The sequence below is a fragment of the Streptomyces sp. B21-083 genome, assembly GCF_036898825.1.
In the GTDB taxonomy this organism is placed as follows: Bacteria; Actinomycetota; Actinomycetes; order Streptomycetales; family Streptomycetaceae; genus Streptomyces.
Map to the genome: position 1 here is coordinate 4723070 of NZ_JARUND010000002.1, position 18409 is coordinate 4741478.

The window sequence follows — 18409 nt, forward strand, 5'->3', positions numbered from 1 at the left end:
ACCGGTTACCGGCACTCCCCCGCCGTACGCACCACTCACCCGTCTCCGGCGCACCTCACACACGGGTGAGGCACCATGCGCCGACCCCGAGCGCGACCAGCGCGGCGACGCTCGCGAGGGCCGCCGATGCGACGGGGTTCACACCGTGGGCGACGGGCGCCCGGTGCCGCACCCGTGCCACGGTCCACATCAGCAGCGCGCCCCCGAACAGGGCGAACACCATTCCCACGAAGATCGCCGGTCCGCTCTCCATACCCCTGCGCGCCCCTCTGCTCCCGCCCGGGAGTCCCCGGACCCGGGACGCTGGCACGCCTGGGCGGCGTCCGCGCGAACCCAAGATGAACGCCGGGCGGACGGCGGCCACGCGTCCGTGCGACTACCCGCCGGGCGGCCTCGGAGCGCCCGGGCGGGCTGGCTTTCCGACCACGGACCGTCGTGGGCAGCGTCCATGAATCTCACAGCCGGTGGCGCGGGACCCGTCCCGGACCAGCCGCCCAACTCGGCGTGAATATGCCGCCCGAACCTCCCCGCCTCCGCCCCGTGTACGCCGGCAACGGCACCGAGTGCGGTCGGTCCACATCGCCCGCACGCTTCCCACGCCTCACTCGCCGCCCCCGGGCCTCCCCCTGCTGTACGGCCCAGGAGTACGCGACCTGCCGTACCGATATCGACCGCGGAGCCCCCGTCCCCCGTGGTCGTGACGACGTAGACCACAGCCCCACGGCGGCGGACCCGGCAGCGCAGCGCCCTACGGCACCGCGTCCCCGGGACTCGCTCACTCGCCCGGCTCTCCCGACGGCTTCAGGAAGCCCTGCTCCACCAGCAACCGGATCTGCGCGGGCGTCCGGTCCCGCAGCGACACGGGGTCCTCGCCGACCAGTTGTGCGATGGCGTCGAGAATCCGCCCCGCGCTCAGCGTGCCGTCGCACACGCCTGCGAAGCCGGCGCCGACCGTGTCCACCTTGGTGGCCCGGCGCATCCCGCGGTTCTGGCGCAGCACCACGTGTTCCGGGTCCTCGGCGCCGGGCAGCCCGACCTGCTCCTGTACCACCTCGTCCGCCAGTGCGAAGTGCGCGGCGAGCAGGCCTGCGTCGTCGTGCGCGCGCAGGTAGTCCACGCGCTCGAAGTGCGCCCGAACCGTGTCCCCGAGCGGCTGTTCGACGGGATGCGGCCACTCCTCCACGGTGATCGACGGCTCACTCGCCCCCGTTTTCCGCAGCGTGATCCAGCCGAACCCGACCGATCTCACCTTGCGCGCCTCGAACTCGTCCAGCCACGCGTCGTACCGCGCCCGGTACTCCGCCGGGTCGGAGCGGTGGTCGCCGGCGTCGCGCAGCCACAGCTCGGCGTACTGCGTGACGTCCTGCACCTCGCGCTGCACGATCCAGGCATCGCACCCGCGCGGCACCCAGGACCTCAGCCTGTCCTGCCAGTCCTCCCCCTCCACGTGCTGCCAGTTGGCGAGGAACTGCGCGAATCCGCCCTCACGCAACCGCTCCCCCGCCTCCTGAACGAGCGTGCGGCACAGATCGTCCCCGCCCATCCCGCCGTCCCGGTAGGTGAGCCGCGCGCCCGGCGAGATCACGAACGGCGGGTTGGAGACGATCAGGTCGTACGTCTCGTCCCCCCGGACCGGCTCGAACAGCGAGCCCTCGCGCAGGTCGGCCGCCGGGGCACCGGACAGGGCGAGCGTCAGCGCGGTGATGTGCAGGGCGCGGGGGTTGAGGTCGGTCGCCGTCACGCGCGTGGCGTGCCGGGCGGCGTGCAGCGCCTGGATCCCGGAGCCGGTACCGAGGTCGAGCGCGGAGGCGACCGGCGTGCGGACGGTGATGCCGGCAAGGGTCGTGGACGCCCCGCCCACCCCCAGCACAACGCCCTCGTCGCGGCTGCCGATGCCACCGGCCCCGCCGACCGCGCACCCCAGGTCGGACACGATGAACCAGTCCTCGCCGTCCGGCCCCCCGTACGGCCGTACGTCGACGGCGGCCGTCACCTCACCGCCGCCCTCGGAGTCCTTGCCGACGACGAGCCACCCGCTCGCCACGCAGTCGTCGACGGGCAGGACGGCCGCCACGCGCGCGTGGGGCACGGGTTGCTGCAACAGGAACAGCCGCACGAGCAGTTCGAGCGGCGTGTCGCCGCGGGTCGCCCGGAGCGCGGGCACGGTCTCGCTGCGCGCCAGGGCGGCGTACGCGGGCGCGCCGAGCAGATCGAGCAGCCCGTCGGCGGTGAAGTCGGCGGCCAGAAGGGCGTCGCGGAGGAGCGCGGCGGTGTCGGGGCGGTCGGCGGAGGGCAGGGCATGCAGGCTGGCGTTACTCACGCCTCCCATTGTGTCCGCCCTGCGGCTTGGCCGCGCACGCCTGTGGACAGACATGCGCGGACATCCCGTACGCCTGTGGAAAACCATCCGCCGACGTGACGTCGAACCCGGCCGGAGAGGTCAGCCGGCGGCCGAGGAGGCCGCCGGGGACCCGGGAGAGCCGGGGGACGCGGACGTCGACTTGCAGCTCTCCTGCTTGGCCATCGACTTGCCGACGTCACCCTCCTCCAGGGCCTTCAGGGCGTCGTTGCCGCTCTGGCTGAGCTTGTCCAGCTGAGTGGCGACACCCTTGAGGCCGTCGGCGAACTTCGCCTGGTTCTTGATGTCGAGTCCGTCCACCTGCTTCTTCAGGCCCGCGTAGGAGGTGGAGATGTCGTTGAGCTCCTTGACGGCGTTCGTCTTCTTCGTCTCACCGTCGTCGACGTTCGGGGCACCCGCGGTGTTCACGGCCGTACCGATCGCCTTGTAGGCGTCCGCCATGTCCTGGAAGGCCTGCGCGTCGGTCTTCTGGACGGCCGCCGGTGTGCTGTTGTCCGAAGTCTCCTTCTGGATCGCGGCGTTGGCGGCCTCGATCTTCTGCGCCTGCGGTTTCACCGCGTCGCACACCTGCTTGGCCCAGGCATCCAGCTTCTCGTTGCCGTCGTCGCTGCTGCATCCCGACAGCGCCAGTACCAGTACCGCACCGCCGGACAGTGCGACCGCGAGCTTCTTGTTCACCGGATTGGTCCCTTCCATGGCTCTCGGCCCCGGAACATACACGCCAACTGGGCGACAACAGCGTGACGGACATCCAGTTGATGTGTTATTGCAGCCATTTGCACCAAGAGGGAATCGAGGGAGAGAAGGCTCACGAAAATGGTGGGCAACCTACGCCGAGCGGGCGGACGACGCGTCACAACGCGTCGTCCGCCCGCTCGTTGGCCGGTTCTGACCGGCCGTAAGACACCGCGGAGGCACCGCGGGAGGCGAAACCGTGGCCCGCGGACCCCGCTCGGGCTACGAAACCACCGCGGGATCGGCCGACTTGGCCGCCCGTTGCGCCTCCTCCCCGTCGTCGTCCCCAGCCACCCCGCGCCGCTTGGACACGTACACCGCGCCCACGATCACCGCGATCGACAGGACGGCGATGACGATGCGCAGTGCGAGGTTCTTGTCGTCGCCGTAGCTGAACTTGACGATCGCGGGCGCGATGAGCAGGGCGACCAGGTTCATCACCTTCAGCAGCGGGTTGATGGCCGGGCCCGCGGTGTCCTTGAACGGGTCGCCCACCGTGTCGCCAATGACGGTCGCCGCGTGGGCCTCGCTGCCCTTGCCGCCGTAATGGCCGTCCTCCACCAGCTTCTTCGCGTTGTCCCACGCGCCACCGGAGTTGGCGAGGAACACCGCCATCAGCGTGCCGGTGCCGATCGCGCCCGCGAGATACGCGCCGAGCGCTCCGACACCGAGCGTGAACCCGATGGCGATGGGTGCCATGACGGCCAGCAGCCCGGGCGTGGCGAGTTCCCTGAGCGCGTCCTTCGTACAGATGTCGACGACGCGCCCGTACTCCGGTTTCTCGGTGTAGTTCATGATCCCGGGGTGCTCGCGGAACTGCCGCCGCACCTCGTAGACCACCGAACCCGCCGACCGGGAGACCGCGCTGATCGCCAGCCCGGAGAACAGGAAGACGACGGCCGCTCCGGCGATCAGGCCGACCAGGTTGTTGGGCTGCGAGATGTCCATCACCAGGTTCATCGGCCCGCCCTCGCCGACCTTCTCCCCGACGTCGCGCGCGGCGGTCGTGATCGCGTCGCGGTACGACCCGAAGAGCGCCGAGGCGGCCAGGACAGCGGTGGCGATGGCGATGCCCTTGGTGATGGCCTTGGTGGTGTTGCCGACGGCGTCCAGGTCGGTGAGCACCTGGGCGCCCGCGCCCTCGACGTCACCGGACATCTCGGCGATGCCCTGCGCGTTGTCGGAGACCGGCCCGAAGGTGTCCATCGCGACGATCACACCGACCGTGGTGAGCAGGCCGGTGCCTGCCAGTGCCACCGCGAACAGCGCCAGCATGATGGACGTACCGCCGAGGAGGAACGCCCCGTACACGCCGAGACCGATCAGCAGGGCGGTGTAGACGGCCGATTCGAGCCCGATGGAGATACCGGCGAGGACGACGGTGGCCGCACCGGTGAGGGAACTCTTGCCGATGTCCCGTACGGGTCGGCGGGTGGTCTCGGTGAAATAGCCGGTCAGTTGCTGGATCAGGGCCGCCAGCACGATCCCGATGGCCACCGCGAGAAGCGCGAGGATCCTTGGATCACCGCTCTTGGCCGCGATCGCCGCGTCGGTGACCCCGTCAAGATCGGCATACGACGACGGCAGATAGACGAAGACGGCGATCGCGACGAGTACGAGCGAGATCACCGCGGAGATGAAGAAGCCGCGGTTGATCGCGCTCATGCCGCTGCGGTCGGAACGCCTCGGCGCCACCGCGAAGATGCCGACCATCGCCGTGAGCACGCCGATCGCCGGCACCAGGAGCGGGAAGGCGAGCCCGGCGTCGCCGAAGGCGGCCTTGCCGAGGATCAGCGCGGCGACGAGCGTCACGGCGTACGACTCGAAGAGGTCGGCCGCCATGCCGGCGCAGTCGCCGACGTTGTCGCCCACGTTGTCGGCGATGGTCGCGGCGTTGCGCGGATCGTCCTCCGGGATGCCCTGCTCGACCTTGCCGACCAGGTCGGCGCCGACGTCGGCGGCCTTGGTGAAGATGCCGCCGCCGACACGCATGAACATGGCGATGAGGGCGGCACCGAGGCCGAAGCCTTCGAGCACCTTGGGCGCGTCGGCCGCGTACACCAGCACCACGCAGGAGGCGCCCAGCAGGCCGAGGCCCACCGTGAACATGCCGACGACGCCACCCGTACGGAAAGCGATCTTCATCGCTTTGTGGGAGACGTCGGTGAGATCCTTTTCCGGCTGGCCTTCCGCCGGTGTCGCTTCCCGCGCGGCGGCGGCGACCCGCACATTGCTGCGCACAGCGAGCCACATGCCGATATAACCGGTGGCCGCCGAGAACGCGGCGCCGATCAAGAAGAACACCGACCGTCCGGCGCGCTGATTCCAGTCGTCCGCGGGCAGCAGCATCAGCAGGAAGAACACGATCACGGCGAATACGCCGAGCGTGCGCAACTGCCGTGCCAGATAGGCGTTCGCGCCTTCCTGGATCGCCGTGGCGATCTCCTTCATGCTGTCGGTGCCCTCGCCCGCCGCGAGCACCTGGCGCACGAGCACCCCGGCGACCGCGAGCGCCGCCAGGGCGACGACGCCGATGACCACGACGATCAGTCGGTTGTCGTCGGTCAGTACCGCGGCTGCGAAGGTTGTGGGTTGGTCGAACCGATGAGGGGTAGAAAGCCCCGCCATTCGTCCTCCTTGACGCTTGGGCTGAGCTCAAGATGTGGACGGGATTGTAGGTACCGGAAGCTGATCAAAACAGTACGCGGAAACGGAATAGATTGCCCCATGCTATTCAGCAAATGATCGACGGAGGATCCTTGGAAGATCCCCGGGTGATCCATTGACCCACATGGCGTAATGCCGCAGACGCATTGATGGGTGATCGAATTACCGCGCGACCGGTCGTGAATGCCTTCACGAAGGGATCGTGAATACCTTCACGAATTCCGGAACCCGCCGACAAAAACGCCAAGGGCCCTGCTCAGCAGGGCCCTTGGCGTTGTAGAGAGGTGAGTGCGGTCAGGGGAGGAGCGTGGCCGGCGGCGCGGTTGGCCAGCTCATGCGGATCGATCCGCCGTTCTCCCCCGCGGTGACCTCGACGTCGTCGACGAGGCCAGAGATGACCGCGAGGCCCATCTCGTCCTCCTCGGCATCCACGTCCACATCACCGGCACCCGGAGCGTTGTCACCGGGAGCCGAACGGGGTGCTTCGTCACCGACCTCGATGGAGAACAGCTTCTCCTCCTCGATCAGCGTCACCCACACCGGCTCCGTGATGCCGCCGCTCTGATGCAGTCCGACGGCACGGGAGCAGGCCTCGCCGACGGCGAGTCGCACCTCGTCGAGTACGGCCTCGTCCACTCCGGCCCTGCGCGCCACCGCTGCCGCCACCAGTCGGGCGGTCCTGACGTGCTCGGGCAGCGCGCTGAAGCGGAGTTCAACGGTGGCCATGCATCCCCCTCGGAATACGGGCGTGCGATCAGGGGGCCGGATCGCCGAGACCCGGACCCCCCTCGTTTACTTCTACCGTCACGGACACATGTACGGGTGACCCGCACAGGCGTCCGCCAAACGGTCGTCAGTCGGTGGCCGCCACCGCTTCGTCGACCGAGGTGTGAATCGGGAACACCTTGGTCAGACCGGTGATACGGAAGATCTTCAGAATGCGCTCCTGGTTGCAGACCAGGCGCAGCGAGCCCTCATGGGCACGCACCCGCTTCAGGCCGCCGACCAGCACGCCGAGCCCGGTGGAGTCGAGGAAGTCGACACCCTCCATGTCGACGACGAGGTGAAAACTCCCGTCGTTGACCAGCTCGACCAGCTGCTCACGCAGCTTGGGCGCGGTATAAACGTCGATTTCGCCACCGACCTCGACGACCGTACGATCGCCGACGGTACGGGTCGACAGGGACAGGTCCACGGATCCTCCAGCACCTTGCTATCGAGCGGTCATCCCAAGGGACACCTCGGCAGAGTCCCCAGGACGGTTCGCCAGCCGCGATGGCATTCAATCACTTACCGCAGGGCGTGCACGACGCCTTGGGCCCATTGTCCGTCACGCCAGTGACACACTCGATGCCGATGGCCAAGAATCACCGATCCGAACGACCCTCGGCTTCCGCCGCCCCGCGACCCGATCCGGGCACCATCCTGGACCGGCTCACCTCGGGCCCGAGCCGGGCTTCGCGCATCACTCATACGGAGCACTTGCCCCCGCGTGCGGGCCGCCATGCCGTCTGGCCCGACCGGATTCGCGCCGAGGTCGTCGCGGCCGTCCAGGCCGCCGGTATCGAACACCCCTGGGCCCACCAGGCACTGGCCGCCGAGCACGCCCTGGACGGCGACAACGTGATCGTCGCCACAGGTACCGCCTCGGGCAAGTCGCTCGCGTACCTCGTGCCGGTCCTCTCCTGCCTTCTGGACGGCTCCGAGGCGCCCAACGGCCGCGGGGCGACCGCCCTGTACCTCGCCCCGACCAAAGCCCTCGCAGCCGACCAGCGGCGTTCGGTGAAGGAACTTTCACAACCTTTGGGAAACGCGGTACGCCCGGCCGTGTACGACGGCGACACTCCCGTCGAGGAACGCGAATGGGTCCGCCAGTACGCGAACTACGTCCTCACCAACCCGGACATGCTGCACCGGGGGATACTCCCGTCCCACCCCCGCTGGGCCTCCTTCCTGAAGTCGCTGAAGTACGTCGTCATCGACGAGTGCCACACCTACCGCGGTGTCTTCGGCTCCCACGTCGCCCAGGTCCTGCGTCGGCTGCGCCGCCTGTGCGCCCGCTACGGCGCCTCCCCCGTCTTCCTGCTCGCCTCCGCCACGGCCGCCGAGCCGTCCGTCGCGGCGGGCCGTCTGACGGGCCTCCCGGTGGTCGAGGTCGCGGACGACGCCTCACCGCGTGGTGAACTGGTGTTCGCCCTCTGGGAGCCCCCGCTCACCGAACTGCACGGCGAGAAAGGCGCGCCCGTCCGCCGTACGGCCACCGCCGAGACGGCCGACCTGCTGACCGACCTCACCGTCCAGGGCGTGCGCTCGGTGGCCTTCGTACGCTCCCGGCGCGGCGCCGAGCTGATCGCGGTGATCGCCCAGGAAAGGTTGGCCGAGGTCGACCGCTCACTGGCCCGGCGGGTGGCCGCGTATCGCGGCGGCTACCTCCCCGAGGAGCGCAGAGCCCTCGAACAGGCCCTCCACTCCGGCGAACTCCTCGGCCTCGCCGCCACCACCGCCCTCGAACTCGGCATCGACGTCTCCGGGTTGGACGCCGTCGTCATCGCCGGCTATCCGGGCACCCGCGCCTCCCTGTGGCAGCAGGCGGGCCGCGCCGGACGTGCCGGACAGGGCGCGCTGGCGATCCTGGTCGCCCGCGACGACCCGCTGGACACGTTTCTCGTCCACCATCCGGAGGCCCTGTTCGACCAGCCGGTCGAGTCGACGGTCCTCGACCCGGACAACCCGTACGTCCTGGCCCCGCACCTGTGCGCGGCGGCGGCCGAATCGCCCCTGGTCGAAGAGGATCTGGCGCTCTTCGGCCCCGAAACCGCCGCCCTGCTACCGCAGTTGGAGGCCGCGAAGCTGCTCCGCCGCCGAACCAGTGCCTGGCACTGGACCCGCCGTGAACGGGCCGCCGACCTGGCCGACATCCGAGGAGGTGGCGGCAACCCGGTCCAGATCGTCGAGGAGGGCACGGGACGGCTGCTCGGCACTGTCGACGCGGGCGCCGCGCACACGGCCGTGCACGAGGGCGCTGTCCACCTCCACCAGGGCCGCACCTATCTGGTCCGCTCCCTCGACCTGGCGGACTCGGTCGCCCTGGTCGAGGAGGCGAACCCGCCGTATTCGACGGTCGCCCGCGACACGACGTCCATCGCCGTCCTGGAGACCGACGTCGAGATCCCCTGGGGCGACGGCCGCCTCTGCTACGGCTCCGTCGAGGTCACCAACCAGGTCGTCTCCTTCCTGCGCCGGCGGGTCATCACCGGTGAAGTCCTGGGCGAGACGAAGCTCGACCTCCCTCCTCGTACGCTGCGCACCCGTGCCGTGTGGTGGACGGTCACCGAGGACCAGCTCGACGCCGCCCGCATCATCCCGGAGATCCTCGGCGGCGCCCTGCACGCCGCCGAGCACGCGTCGATCGGCATGCTGCCCCTGTTCGCGACCTGCGACCGCTGGGACATCGGCGGCGTCTCCGTCCCGCTCCACCCGGACACCCTCCTCCCGACGGTCTTCGTGTACGACGGCCACCCGGGCGGCGCCGGCTTCGCGGAGCGCGCCTTCCACACGGCCCGCTCCTGGCTGACGGCCACCCGGCAGGCCATCGCCTCCTGCGAGTGCGAGGCCGGCTGCCCGTCCTGCATCCAGTCCCCCAAGTGCGGCAACGGCAACGAGCCCTTGCACAAACGCGGCGCTGTGCGGTTGCTGACGGTTCTGCTGCAGGGGGCGCCGGAGGAGAAGCCTCCGGACGAGAAGGGCTGAGGCCGGGGCTCGCCTCACGGAGGCGGCTCGGTCGGTCCCAGTGGGCCGGCGGGTCCCGGCGGCCCCGCCCTCGACCGCACCTCCGCCCCGAACAGGCCCCGTCCCGCTGCCACTGTCAGGTCCGACGTCTCGCCCACCATGGCGCACCGAACGAGCCGGGCACCCTGGGCCGCGGCCACCCGGTCCGCCCGCGCACAGGCCTCCGAGGCACCCTCCGTCCAGTGGTCCGCCGCCGCGAGCGCCGCCAGATCCGCACCGGCGGCGGCCCGATGCCGGGCCACAGCGGCCTGCCCCATGGCGAGCACCACGCCGAACACCACGCACAGGACGGCGATGGCACCCACGCTCCACACAGTCGCGGAGCCACGGTCGGAACGGAGCAGGCGGGAGGAAACGGTTCCGACCAGTCGCCCGCGGCCGCCGATTCCCAGGTGTCTCATGGGCCCGCCCCCACCGTCTCCTCCGCCAACGCCACCGCTTCGTGCGCCACATCGACGCTGAGACCGCCGAGCCCCGGCGGCTGGGCCACCACCTCCACGCGCACGAGGTCGCCCTCTCTGGTGACGGTGACCTCCGCCCCGCGCGGGGCCGCGCCGCGAGCCACCTCGGCGACCGTGCCGGGCGGGTCCTGCCGGGCGGCGGCCCGGGCACCGACCCGGGCCGCGTCCACGCACTGGATCTGCGCGGCGGCGACGAGCAGGGCCCAGACCAGCGCCATCGAGAACAGCACCAGAGCCGGCAGCACCACGGCCGCCTCGGCGGTCACGAACCCCCGGTCCCGGAATCGCCCCACATCCCGCTCCTGGCCAGGGCGTTCACATTTTGGCATCGAGGGCCTTCTTCACGATGGCCTGCAATTCCGAGCTGACCTGCCCGCTCGTCACCACCTTGTAGAGCACCGCGGCGAACGCCACCGCCGCGATGATGCCAACGGCATACTCCGAAGTCACCATCCCGGAATCCCGCCGCGTCGCCAGCGCCACACGCGTCCTGCACACCAGGGCACACATCCGCACCCGCACCACTGTGAACATCTCAACTCCCGTAAGTTCTCAAGCCCATTGATGGCTTGTTTGTTGTGGGCCTGTTGTTGCTGGTTTGTTGTTGCTGGTTTGTTGTCGATCAAGCTCCGTTGATGACCTGCTCCTGAGCACGCGCCCCTCGCGTCATCCACCACCCCCGCCCAGCAGCCCGTCGGCCAGCCCCATCACCACGGGCAGTACGCCGACCGCGATGAAGGCGGGCAGGAAGCAGAGGCCCACCGGCGCGGTGACCATGACGGCCGCCCGCCGGGCCCGTTCCGTCGCCGTACGACCCCACTCGGCGCGGGTGTCGGCGGCGAGACGCGCGACGGGCCCTGCCGCCGGGACGCCCGACTCGTCGGCCCGCTCCAGAAGTCCCGCCAGGGGGCCGGCTCCCGGTGTCGACGCCAACCTCCGCCAGGCTTCGGCCGGTTCGCCGCCGAGCCGTACCTCCGCCGCGCCCCGCGCCAATCGCTCCCCGACCGGTCCAGCCAGCGCCTCGCCCACCGCCTGTGCGGCGATCACCGGACCGGCGCCGGCCGCGATACACGCCGCCAGCAGATCGGCTGCGAGCGGAAGCTGCCGAGCCGCCTCGGCCGCGTCGACGGCCTCCGCCGCCGTGCCATCGGCCGTTCGCCGCAGTCGCCACCACCACAGCCCGGCCCCGGCGACCAACCCCACCACTACGCCGGCCACACCGCCGACCAGCACCCACCCGCCGCTCACCGCACCCACCACGGGCAGCCACCGCCGTACGGCACTCCGCGCCCCGAACCGCCGTTCCACCGGGGCGCGTTCCCGCCGCAGTTCCAGCGCGAGCAACCGGGCCAGCCTCCGGCGCACCCGCCGTTCACGCCGTACCGTCCCGATCCACCGCAGCAGCCACCCCAGGGCCAGCGCGACCCCGAGCAACACCCCCAGCCTGTGGAAAACCTCCGCGCTCACGCCGACTCCCCTCTCCAGCCACCCTCGACAGCCGCACCGAGACGACCCACGTCACTCGCTCCGCCGACCCTCATGCCGTCTCCGCTCCCCGCACGATCCGCAGGGCCCACCACAGGCCGACGCCTTCCAACACCCCGCCGACCAACAGGCAGCCCAGCCCGGCGCCGGTGTGCAGCAGCACGTGCAGGGGGTCGGCGCCCAGTGCCGTGCCCAGGACCAGTCCCAGCACCGGCAGGCCGGCGAGCATCACCGCCGTCGACCGGGCGCCCGCCAACTGGGCACGCAGGTCAGCACGTTGGTCCCGGTCGGCGCGCAGGGCCCCTTCGAGGCGGTCGAGTCCGGCCGCAAGTCCGGCCCCCTGGTCCACGGCCACCCGCCAGCACGCGGCGAGGCCCAACAGCCCCTCCGCGCCCGGCTGTCGGGCCGCCGCGGCGAGCGCTCCGGGTACGTCACCGCCGAACCGGGCGGCCGCCAGCACCGACGCCTGCGCCTCACCGAGCCCGCCGGAGTCGCGTGCCGCCCGCAGCAGCGCCTCCCCCGGCTGCCGCCCGGCGCGCACCTCACCGGCGAGCGATCCGCACAGCCCGATCACCTCATCGCCCCGCCGCTCCCGTGCCCGGCGGACCTCACCGGCCAGCCTGACCCGGCGCAGCAACGGCACCCCGGCCGCGCCCGCCAGCGCCGGCACCACGGAGGCGCCCAGCAGCGCCACCACCAGTCCGACGGCCACCGACCACCACTCGGCCCGCAACCTCGCGCGCAGCCGCCGCAGTCCACCGACCGCCCGCTCCCACGGAGGTGGCCCCGTGCCCACGGCCCCGCCCCCGGCGAGCAGCAACTCCGCCCGCCGTGCCCCCGGATACCGGCCGCCCAGCAGCCAGCAGACCGACCCCACGCACACCCCGGCCACGTCCATCGCCAACGCTCCCGTCCCCGTCACGCGCCTTCACTCCCCTGTCCCTTGTCACCGCCGGCGCAGAGCAGCCCCCGCAACCGCTCCCAGCCCCGCTCGTACGCGAACGCCTCCTCGCCCCACCGCAGCGCCGGCACCGTCACCACCAGCCCCGACGGGTCCCGCTCCAGCACATGCACCTCGGCGATCCGGCGCCGCCCGGCCCGGTCGCGGACGAGGTGCAGGACGACCGACAGCGCGGCCGCCAGCTGGCTGTGCAGCGCGGCCCGGTCGAGCCCGGCAGCCGTACCCAGCGCCTCCAGTCGCGCCGGTACGTCCGCCGCGGCATTCGCGTGCACCGTCCCGCAACCGCTGTGCCCCGTGTTCAGGGCGGCGAGCAGATGCACGACCTCGGCGCCTCGGACCTCCCCGACCGCCAGCCGGTCGGGCCGCATGCGCAGCGCCTGCCGCACCAGGTCCTGGAGTGTGACCAGGCCCGCGCCCTCCTGGTTGGCGGGTCTGGTCTCCAGGCGCACTACGTGCGGATGGTCGGGCCGCAGCTCCGCCGAGTCCTCGGCGAGCACGATCCGCTCGCCGGGGCCGACCAGCCCCAGCAAGGCGCTCAGGAGGGTGGTCTTGCCACACCCCGTACCACCGCTGATCAGGAAGGACAGCCGTGCGTCGAGCAGCGCCCGCAGCACCCGGTCGCCGCCCGGCGGTACCGTCCCCGCGGCCATCAGCTCGTCCAGGGTGAACGCGCGCGGCCGTACCACCCGGAGCGACAGACAGGTGCAGCCGACGGCCACCGGGGGCAGTACCGCGTGCAGACGGGTCCCGTCGGGCAACCTGGCGTCGACCCACGGGCGGGCGTCGTCGAGTCGCCGTCCGGCCACCGCGGCGAGGCGCTGCGCGAGCCGCCGTACGGCGCCCGCGTCCGGGAACGAGACGGCGGTCAGCTCCAGTCCGCCGCCACGGTCCACCCACACCCGGTCCGGGGCCGCCACCAGCACGTCACTGACCGACGGATCGGCGAGCAGCGGCTCCAGCGGGCCGGTGCCGACCAGCTCCGACCTCAACCGCTCGGCGGCACCCAGCACTTCGGCGTCCCCGAGCACCCGCCCCTGCTCCCGCAGGGCCTGTGCCACGCGCGCGGGCGTCGCCTCGGCCCCGCTCTCGGCCAGCCACTGCCGTACGCCGTCCAGCAGTCCGGTCGACGCCCCTGGCCCCTCGTCCCAACGTCCGCCGTTCATACGCTGCCTGCCTCGGCCAGCGCCCGCTCCCAGAACATGGTGCAGAACCGGGCCAGCGGTCCGCGTACGGCCGCTCCTGGCGGCGCCTTGCCCTCGTGCGGACGGGACAGGGCCGATTCGACAGGGACCTCACCTGCCAGCGGCAGATTGAGCAGCCGGGCCACCTCGTGGTCGTCCAGCCCCGGCGTGTACGGCCCGCGTACCGCCACGCGCAGGTCGCGCAGGACCATGCCGACGGCGGACGCCACCCGGCCGGCCGCCGCTACGGCGCGCAGTTCACCGGGGACCACCAGGAGGCCGACGTCCAGTTGGGCGAGGACTTCCGCGACGCCGTCGTCGATACGGCGCGGGAGGTCGACGACGACAGCGCCGCCGCTCCGTCTGGCCGCGGCGAGTACCGCCCGTACGGCCTGGGGCGGGACGGACACGCTGTCTCCGCGGTCCCAGCTCAGCACCCTCAGGGAGTGCAGTTTCGGCAGGGACTCCTCCAGGGCGCCGCCACCGACCCGGCCGCGCGAGGCGGCGAAGGCCGGCCAGCGCAGTCCGTCGGCCGTCTCCCCGCCGAGGAGTACGTCGAGTCCGCCGCCCAGCGGATCCGCGTCCACGAGCAGGGTGCGCAGTCCCTCGCGCGCGGAGGTGACGGCGAGCGCGCAGGCCAGCGTGGACGCCCCCGCCCCGCCCCGGCCGCCGATGACGCCCACGGTGAGCGCGGGCCTGCCGACGCCCTCAGCCACATCGGCGATCCGGTCGACGAGCCACTGCTCGCCGTCGGGCAGCATCAGGACGTGGTCGGCGCCGATCTCGACGGCCCGCCGCCAGACGCCGGAGTCGTCCTGGTCGCGCCCGACCAGTACCACTCCCCGTCGGCGCGCGGCCCCCCGTACCCGTCGTACGGCGTCGTCGCCGACCAGGACGAGAGGTGCCGCCTCCCAGCCACCGCCTCGCTCGGGCACCCCGTGGTGCACCTCGGGTGTGGCACCGGCCGCCGCGCACAGCCGCAGCAGGTCGTCCAGCAGGTCGGCGTCCTCGGTGACGATCAGCGGTCCGCTCTGCCGTCCCTCGGCCCCGGCCCGGTCGTTGTCGTGTGTGATGGCTCCCGCCATGATTTCCAGCCCCCTTCGCTATATGCGCGGCCGACGGAATCCGGCCGTACGCGTCCGGCAAACGGAACCGGCCATGAACTCGCCGCGAGCGGGACGCGCTGGAATCACGGTGCAGCGAACCCGGAAAACAAGTGGATCTTGATCGAAATCTGTGGACAACTCGACGGTTGTGGATATCGGCATCACCCAAACAGGTGAGCATCCTTCGACTTTCCACAGAGCAGCGCTTCAGCTACACACGGTGACGAGCCTTGGGCATGCGAAAGAGGCGGCCGAAGCCGCCTCGGACGGCACCACGGCCGCGGACAGTGAGCTGGGGAGGAAAGAAAACCCACCCGGACATGCGACGACCCCCGCCGGGGGGGAGAGCGGGGGTCGTCCCCACGGTTCGACTCGGGGGGGGAGGAGCCGGACCGGGTTAGCACGGTCGCGAACGATCCGTGACTTCCATGGTGTACCCGAGAGCCTTCTCAGGCAAACCCACATGCCACTCCTTAGGCCGAATGGTGGGCGCCTATGCTCAGGCTCGTGGAAAACCACTCCTTGCCCCGCACAGCCGCCTTCTTCGACCTGGACAAGACGGTCATTGCGAAGTCGAGCACGCTCACGTTCAGCAAGTCGTTCTACCAAGGCGGCCTGATCAACCGCAGGGCCGTCCTGCGTACCGCGTATGCCCAGTTCGTCTTCCTGGCGGGTGGCGCCGACCATGATCAGATGGAGCGGATGCGCGAGTACCTGTCCGCGCTGTGCCGTGGCTGGAACGTCCAACTGGTCAAGGAGATCGTCGCCGAGACGCTGCACGATCTGATCGACCCGATCATCTACGACGAGGCGGCCTCCCTCATCGAGGAGCACCACACCGCCGGCCGTGACGTGGTGATCGTGTCCACGTCGGGCGCGGAGGTCGTCGAGCCGATCGGTGCACTGCTCGGCGCGGACCGGGTGGTGGCTACACGGATGGTCGTCGGCGACGACGGCTGCTTCACGGGTGAGGTGGAGTACTACGCGTACGGGCCGACGAAGGCCGAGGCGATCAAGGAGCTGGCCGAGTCAGAGGGATACGACCTCGCCCGCTGCTACGCCTACAGCGACAGCGTCACCGACATCCCCATGCTGTCGTCCGTCGGCCATCCGCACGCCGTGAACCCGGACCGGGCGCTGCGCCGGGAAGCGGTCGCCCGCGGGTGGCCGATCCTGGACTTCCACCGCCCGGTCCGGCTGAAGCAGCGCCTGCCCACGCTCTCCGTACCGCCGCGTCCCGCCCTGGTCGCCGCTGCCGCGATAGGCGCGGCGGCCGCCACGGCGGGTCTCGTTTGGTACGCGAACCGGCGCCGTCCGACGGTCGTCTGAGCCGCCCGCCCACCTCGTCCGGAGCCATCCAGCACACCGGCGCCCGATTCATTCCTGTTTGAGGATAAAAGTAAAGAAGTGCAGTCAGGGCTTCCGCTTGCCCCGGTCCAGGAGTAGAAAGGACTCAACGGCCCGCGAGACCAAGGACATCCGAAAGGATCACCTTTATAACGCATTTGGCCCCACGGACCTGAGCATGAACACCGGGCACCCACGCGACGTCGACCCGTCGATTACGGGCCAGCCGCACCAGGTTACGGGCAGAGTTCCCGACCTGATGGGCAAAATTCCGAGGACGCTTGGTAACCGGGTGGACATGCTGGCGGCGGTACGAATCCTCGTACCGCCGCAACCCGTTGAAGGCCCTCCGCGGAGGGTCTTTTCGTTTCCCCTGTGCCGTCTTTCCTACGCCGCCCCGCGTTGCAGCGCCTCGCACACGGCCGTCGATTCACGGGCTCCGAGTTCGACCGCCCGGCCGCAGTGCGCGATCCACCGCGCCATGCCTTCCGGGGTGCCGGATACATAGCCGTCGAGCGCCGCCAGATAGGCCGCGCGGCCCGGTTCGGCGTGGCCGACCTCGGCCGGGCACACGGACTTCGGGTCGAGGCCGCTGCCGATCAGGACGATCCGCTCGGCCGCGCGCGCGACAAGGCCGTTGTGGGAGCCGAAGGGGCGCAGTGCGACGAGTTCGCCGTGCACGACCGCGGCCGTGACCAGGGCGGGCGCCGAACCTCCCGCGATGATCAGCTCGGCGAGTCCCTCCAGCCGTCCGGACACCTCGGCCGCGCTCGGCAGCGGAAGTTCGACCAATGGCTCGTCGACCGGCTCACCGTCCTGCCGCGGGCGCCCCACCTCGTCGGCCGTGCCCGCGGCGGCGACCAGATGCAGCCGGGCCAGGACGCGCAGCGGCGACTGGCGCCAGATGGACAGGAGTTGGCCGGCCTCCGCGGTCAGCCGGAGGGCCGCGCCGACGACCCGGGCCTCGTCGTCACCACTGAAGTCGGTGCGCCGACGCACCTCTTCGAGGGCCCAGTCGGCACCAGAGAGGGCCGCGGAACCGCGTGCACCGCGCAGTGCCGCCTCGCCGGTGATCTCGTTGCTGCGCCGCCGCATGATGCGATGCCCGTAGACCCGGTCCACGGCCTTGCGTACGGACTCCACGGAGTCGGCCACCCCGGGAAGTGATCCCAGGGCCGCGAGCGGGTCGGCGGTCGCGCCAGTCGTACTCATGAGTACGACCCTACGCACTCCGGGGAACGAGCCGACCCACGAAGGAGTGGACTTCCTCACGCCCCTGGACACTCTGGGCAGTCACTCCACTACCGTTAGTGAACATGAAAATTGCTTTCGTCGGGAAGGGCGGCAGCGGCAAGACCACGCTGTCCTCCCTGTTCGTCCGCCACCTCGCGGCCTCCGGGGCGCCGGTCCTCGCCATCGACGCCGACATCAACCAGCACCTGGGCGCCGCACTCGGCCTCCACGACGCGGAAGCCGCCGCGATGCCCGCGATGGGCGAGCGGATGGAGCTGATCAAGGAACACCTCCGCGGCAGGAACCCGCGGATCACCTGTGCCGACGCGATGATCAAGACGACCCCGCCGGGCGAGGGCTCACGGCTGCTGCGGATCCAGGAGACCAATCCGGTGTACGACGCCTGCGCGCGGCCGGTGGAACTCGACGGCGGCGCCGTCCGTTTGATGGTCACCGGCCCGTTCACCGAAGCCGATCTCGGGGTGGCCTGCTACCACTCCAAGACGGGCGCGGTGGAACTGTGCCTGAACCACCTCGTCGACGGCCCGGGCGAGTATGTGGTCGTCGACATGACCGCGGGCTCCGACTCCTTCGCGTCCGGCCTGTTCACCCGCTTCGACCTCACGTTCCTCGTGGCCGAACCGACCCGGAAGGGAGTCTCCGTCTACCGCCAGTACAAGGAGTACGCGCAGGACTTCGGGGTCGCCCTGAAGGTCGTCGGCAACAAGGTGCAGGGCCAGGACGACGTCGACTTCCTCCGCGCCGAGGTCGGGGACGACCTCCTGGGGACGGTCGGGCACTCCGACTGGGTGCGGGCCCTGGAGAAGGGCCGGCCCAGCCGGTTCGAGCTCCTGGAGGACACCAACCGGCGTTCCCTGCGCCTCCTGCACACGGCCGTCGACGCCACGTACGAATCGCGTGACTGGGAGCGCTACACGCACCAGATGGTCCACTTCCACCTGAAGAACGCCCACTCCTGGGCCAACGCCCGCACCGGGGTCGACCTCGCGGCCCAGGTCGACCCCGGTTTCGTGCTGACCGAACAGATGGCGGCGACCACCGCCTGAGAACCGCGCCCGACAGAC

Annotated in this window: 17 protein-coding genes; 3 read left to right on the top strand and 14 right to left on the bottom strand. The window is 71.0% G+C overall.

From position 1 onward, the window contains the following. Positions 1 to 55 precede the first annotated feature (55 nt). The 6 genes from QA861_RS45220 to bldG all read right to left on the bottom strand — a co-directional run bounded on the left by QA861_RS45220 (position 56) and on the right by bldG (position 6956). Positions 56 to 253 carry a hypothetical protein gene (locus QA861_RS45220; protein ID WP_334594771.1) on the bottom strand — a complete coding sequence of 66 codons (198 nt, stop codon included), beginning with the start codon at positions 251 to 253 and terminating at the stop codon, positions 56 to 58. Between the two features lie 522 nt (positions 254 to 775). Further along, positions 776 to 2329: a DUF7059 domain-containing protein gene (locus QA861_RS45225; protein ID WP_443041660.1), complete on the bottom strand. Its 1554-nt coding sequence runs from the start codon at positions 2327 to 2329 to the stop codon at positions 776 to 778. A gap of 111 nt (positions 2330 to 2440) precedes the next feature. Beyond that, positions 2441 to 3055, bottom strand: coding sequence for a small secreted protein (locus tag QA861_RS45230; protein WP_334594773.1), 615 nt, complete (start codon positions 3053 to 3055; stop codon positions 2441 to 2443). 261 nt (positions 3056 to 3316) lie between these two features. After that, positions 3317 to 5722 carry a sodium-translocating pyrophosphatase gene (locus QA861_RS45235; protein ID WP_334594774.1) on the bottom strand — a complete coding sequence of 802 codons (2406 nt, stop codon included), beginning with the start codon at positions 5720 to 5722 and terminating at the stop codon, positions 3317 to 3319. A gap of 333 nt (positions 5723 to 6055) precedes the next feature. Next, positions 6056 to 6487 (bottom strand): ATP-binding protein, encoded by a 432-nt coding sequence (locus tag QA861_RS45240; RefSeq protein ID WP_334594775.1) that lies wholly within the window; start codon positions 6485 to 6487, stop codon positions 6056 to 6058. 127 nt (positions 6488 to 6614) lie between these two features. Continuing rightward, entirely contained in the window at positions 6615 to 6956 is a 342-nt protein-coding gene (gene bldG, locus QA861_RS45245; protein WP_005475923.1) for an anti-sigma factor antagonist BldG, read from the bottom strand. A gap of 80 nt (positions 6957 to 7036) precedes the next feature. Here bldG and QA861_RS45250 point away from each other — a divergent pair, with 80 nt between their 5' ends. After that, positions 7037 to 9511 carry a DEAD/DEAH box helicase gene (locus QA861_RS45250; protein ID WP_334594776.1) on the top strand — a complete coding sequence of 825 codons (2475 nt, stop codon included), beginning with the start codon at positions 7037 to 7039 and terminating at the stop codon, positions 9509 to 9511. 14 nt (positions 9512 to 9525) lie between these two features. Here the strand turns inward: QA861_RS45250 and QA861_RS45255 are convergent, their stop codons facing one another. The 7 genes from QA861_RS45255 to ssd form a co-directional block, all read right to left on the bottom strand. Then, positions 9526 to 9855: an Rv3654c family TadE-like protein gene (locus QA861_RS45255; protein WP_443041661.1), complete on the bottom strand. Its 330-nt coding sequence runs from the start codon at positions 9853 to 9855 to the stop codon at positions 9526 to 9528. 92 nt (positions 9856 to 9947) lie between these two features. Beyond that, positions 9948 to 10304 (bottom strand): TadE family type IV pilus minor pilin, encoded by a 357-nt coding sequence (locus tag QA861_RS45260; RefSeq protein WP_443041662.1) that lies wholly within the window; start codon positions 10302 to 10304, stop codon positions 9948 to 9950. Between the two features lie 22 nt (positions 10305 to 10326). Further along, on the bottom strand, positions 10327 to 10545 hold the full coding sequence (locus QA861_RS45265) for a DUF4244 domain-containing protein (RefSeq protein ID WP_334594778.1): 219 nt from the start codon (positions 10543 to 10545) through the stop codon (positions 10327 to 10329). 132 nt (positions 10546 to 10677) lie between these two features. Continuing rightward, positions 10678 to 11478 carry a type II secretion system F family protein gene (locus QA861_RS45270; RefSeq protein WP_334594779.1) on the bottom strand — a complete coding sequence of 267 codons (801 nt, stop codon included), beginning with the start codon at positions 11476 to 11478 and terminating at the stop codon, positions 10678 to 10680. A 70-nt stretch (positions 11479 to 11548) separates the two neighbouring features. Continuing rightward, positions 11549 to 12394: a type II secretion system F family protein gene (locus tag QA861_RS45275; RefSeq protein WP_334595056.1), complete on the bottom strand. Its 846-nt coding sequence runs from the start codon at positions 12392 to 12394 to the stop codon at positions 11549 to 11551. Between the two features lie 20 nt (positions 12395 to 12414). Continuing rightward, complete coding sequence (locus QA861_RS45280) at positions 12415 to 13620, bottom strand: TadA family conjugal transfer-associated ATPase (RefSeq protein WP_334594780.1); 1206 nt, start codon at positions 13618 to 13620, stop codon at positions 12415 to 12417. Beyond that, positions 13617 to 14723, bottom strand: a complete 1107-nt coding sequence (gene ssd / locus QA861_RS45285) for a septum site-determining protein Ssd (protein WP_334594781.1) — start codon at positions 14721 to 14723, stop codon at positions 13617 to 13619. Before ssd ends, QA861_RS45280 begins: the two co-directional genes overlap by 4 nt. Before the next feature lie 516 nt (positions 14724 to 15239). Between ssd and QA861_RS45290 the strand changes: the two genes are divergently transcribed. Then, on the top strand, positions 15240 to 16073 hold the full coding sequence (locus QA861_RS45290) for an HAD family hydrolase (protein WP_334594782.1): 834 nt from the start codon (positions 15240 to 15242) through the stop codon (positions 16071 to 16073). Positions 16074 to 16478: 405 nt separating this feature from the next. On the opposite strand, the gene QA861_RS45295 is transcribed toward QA861_RS45290, so the two are convergent. Then, entirely contained in the window at positions 16479 to 17303 is an 825-nt protein-coding gene (locus QA861_RS45295) for a Fic family protein (protein ID WP_319092693.1), read from the bottom strand. 104 nt (positions 17304 to 17407) lie between these two features. On the opposite strand from QA861_RS45295, the gene QA861_RS45300 reads away from it, so the two are divergent. Beyond that, positions 17408 to 18391, top strand: a complete 984-nt coding sequence (locus QA861_RS45300) for an ATP-binding protein (protein WP_334594783.1) — start codon at positions 17408 to 17410, stop codon at positions 18389 to 18391. Positions 18392 to 18409: the final 18 nt, after the last annotated feature.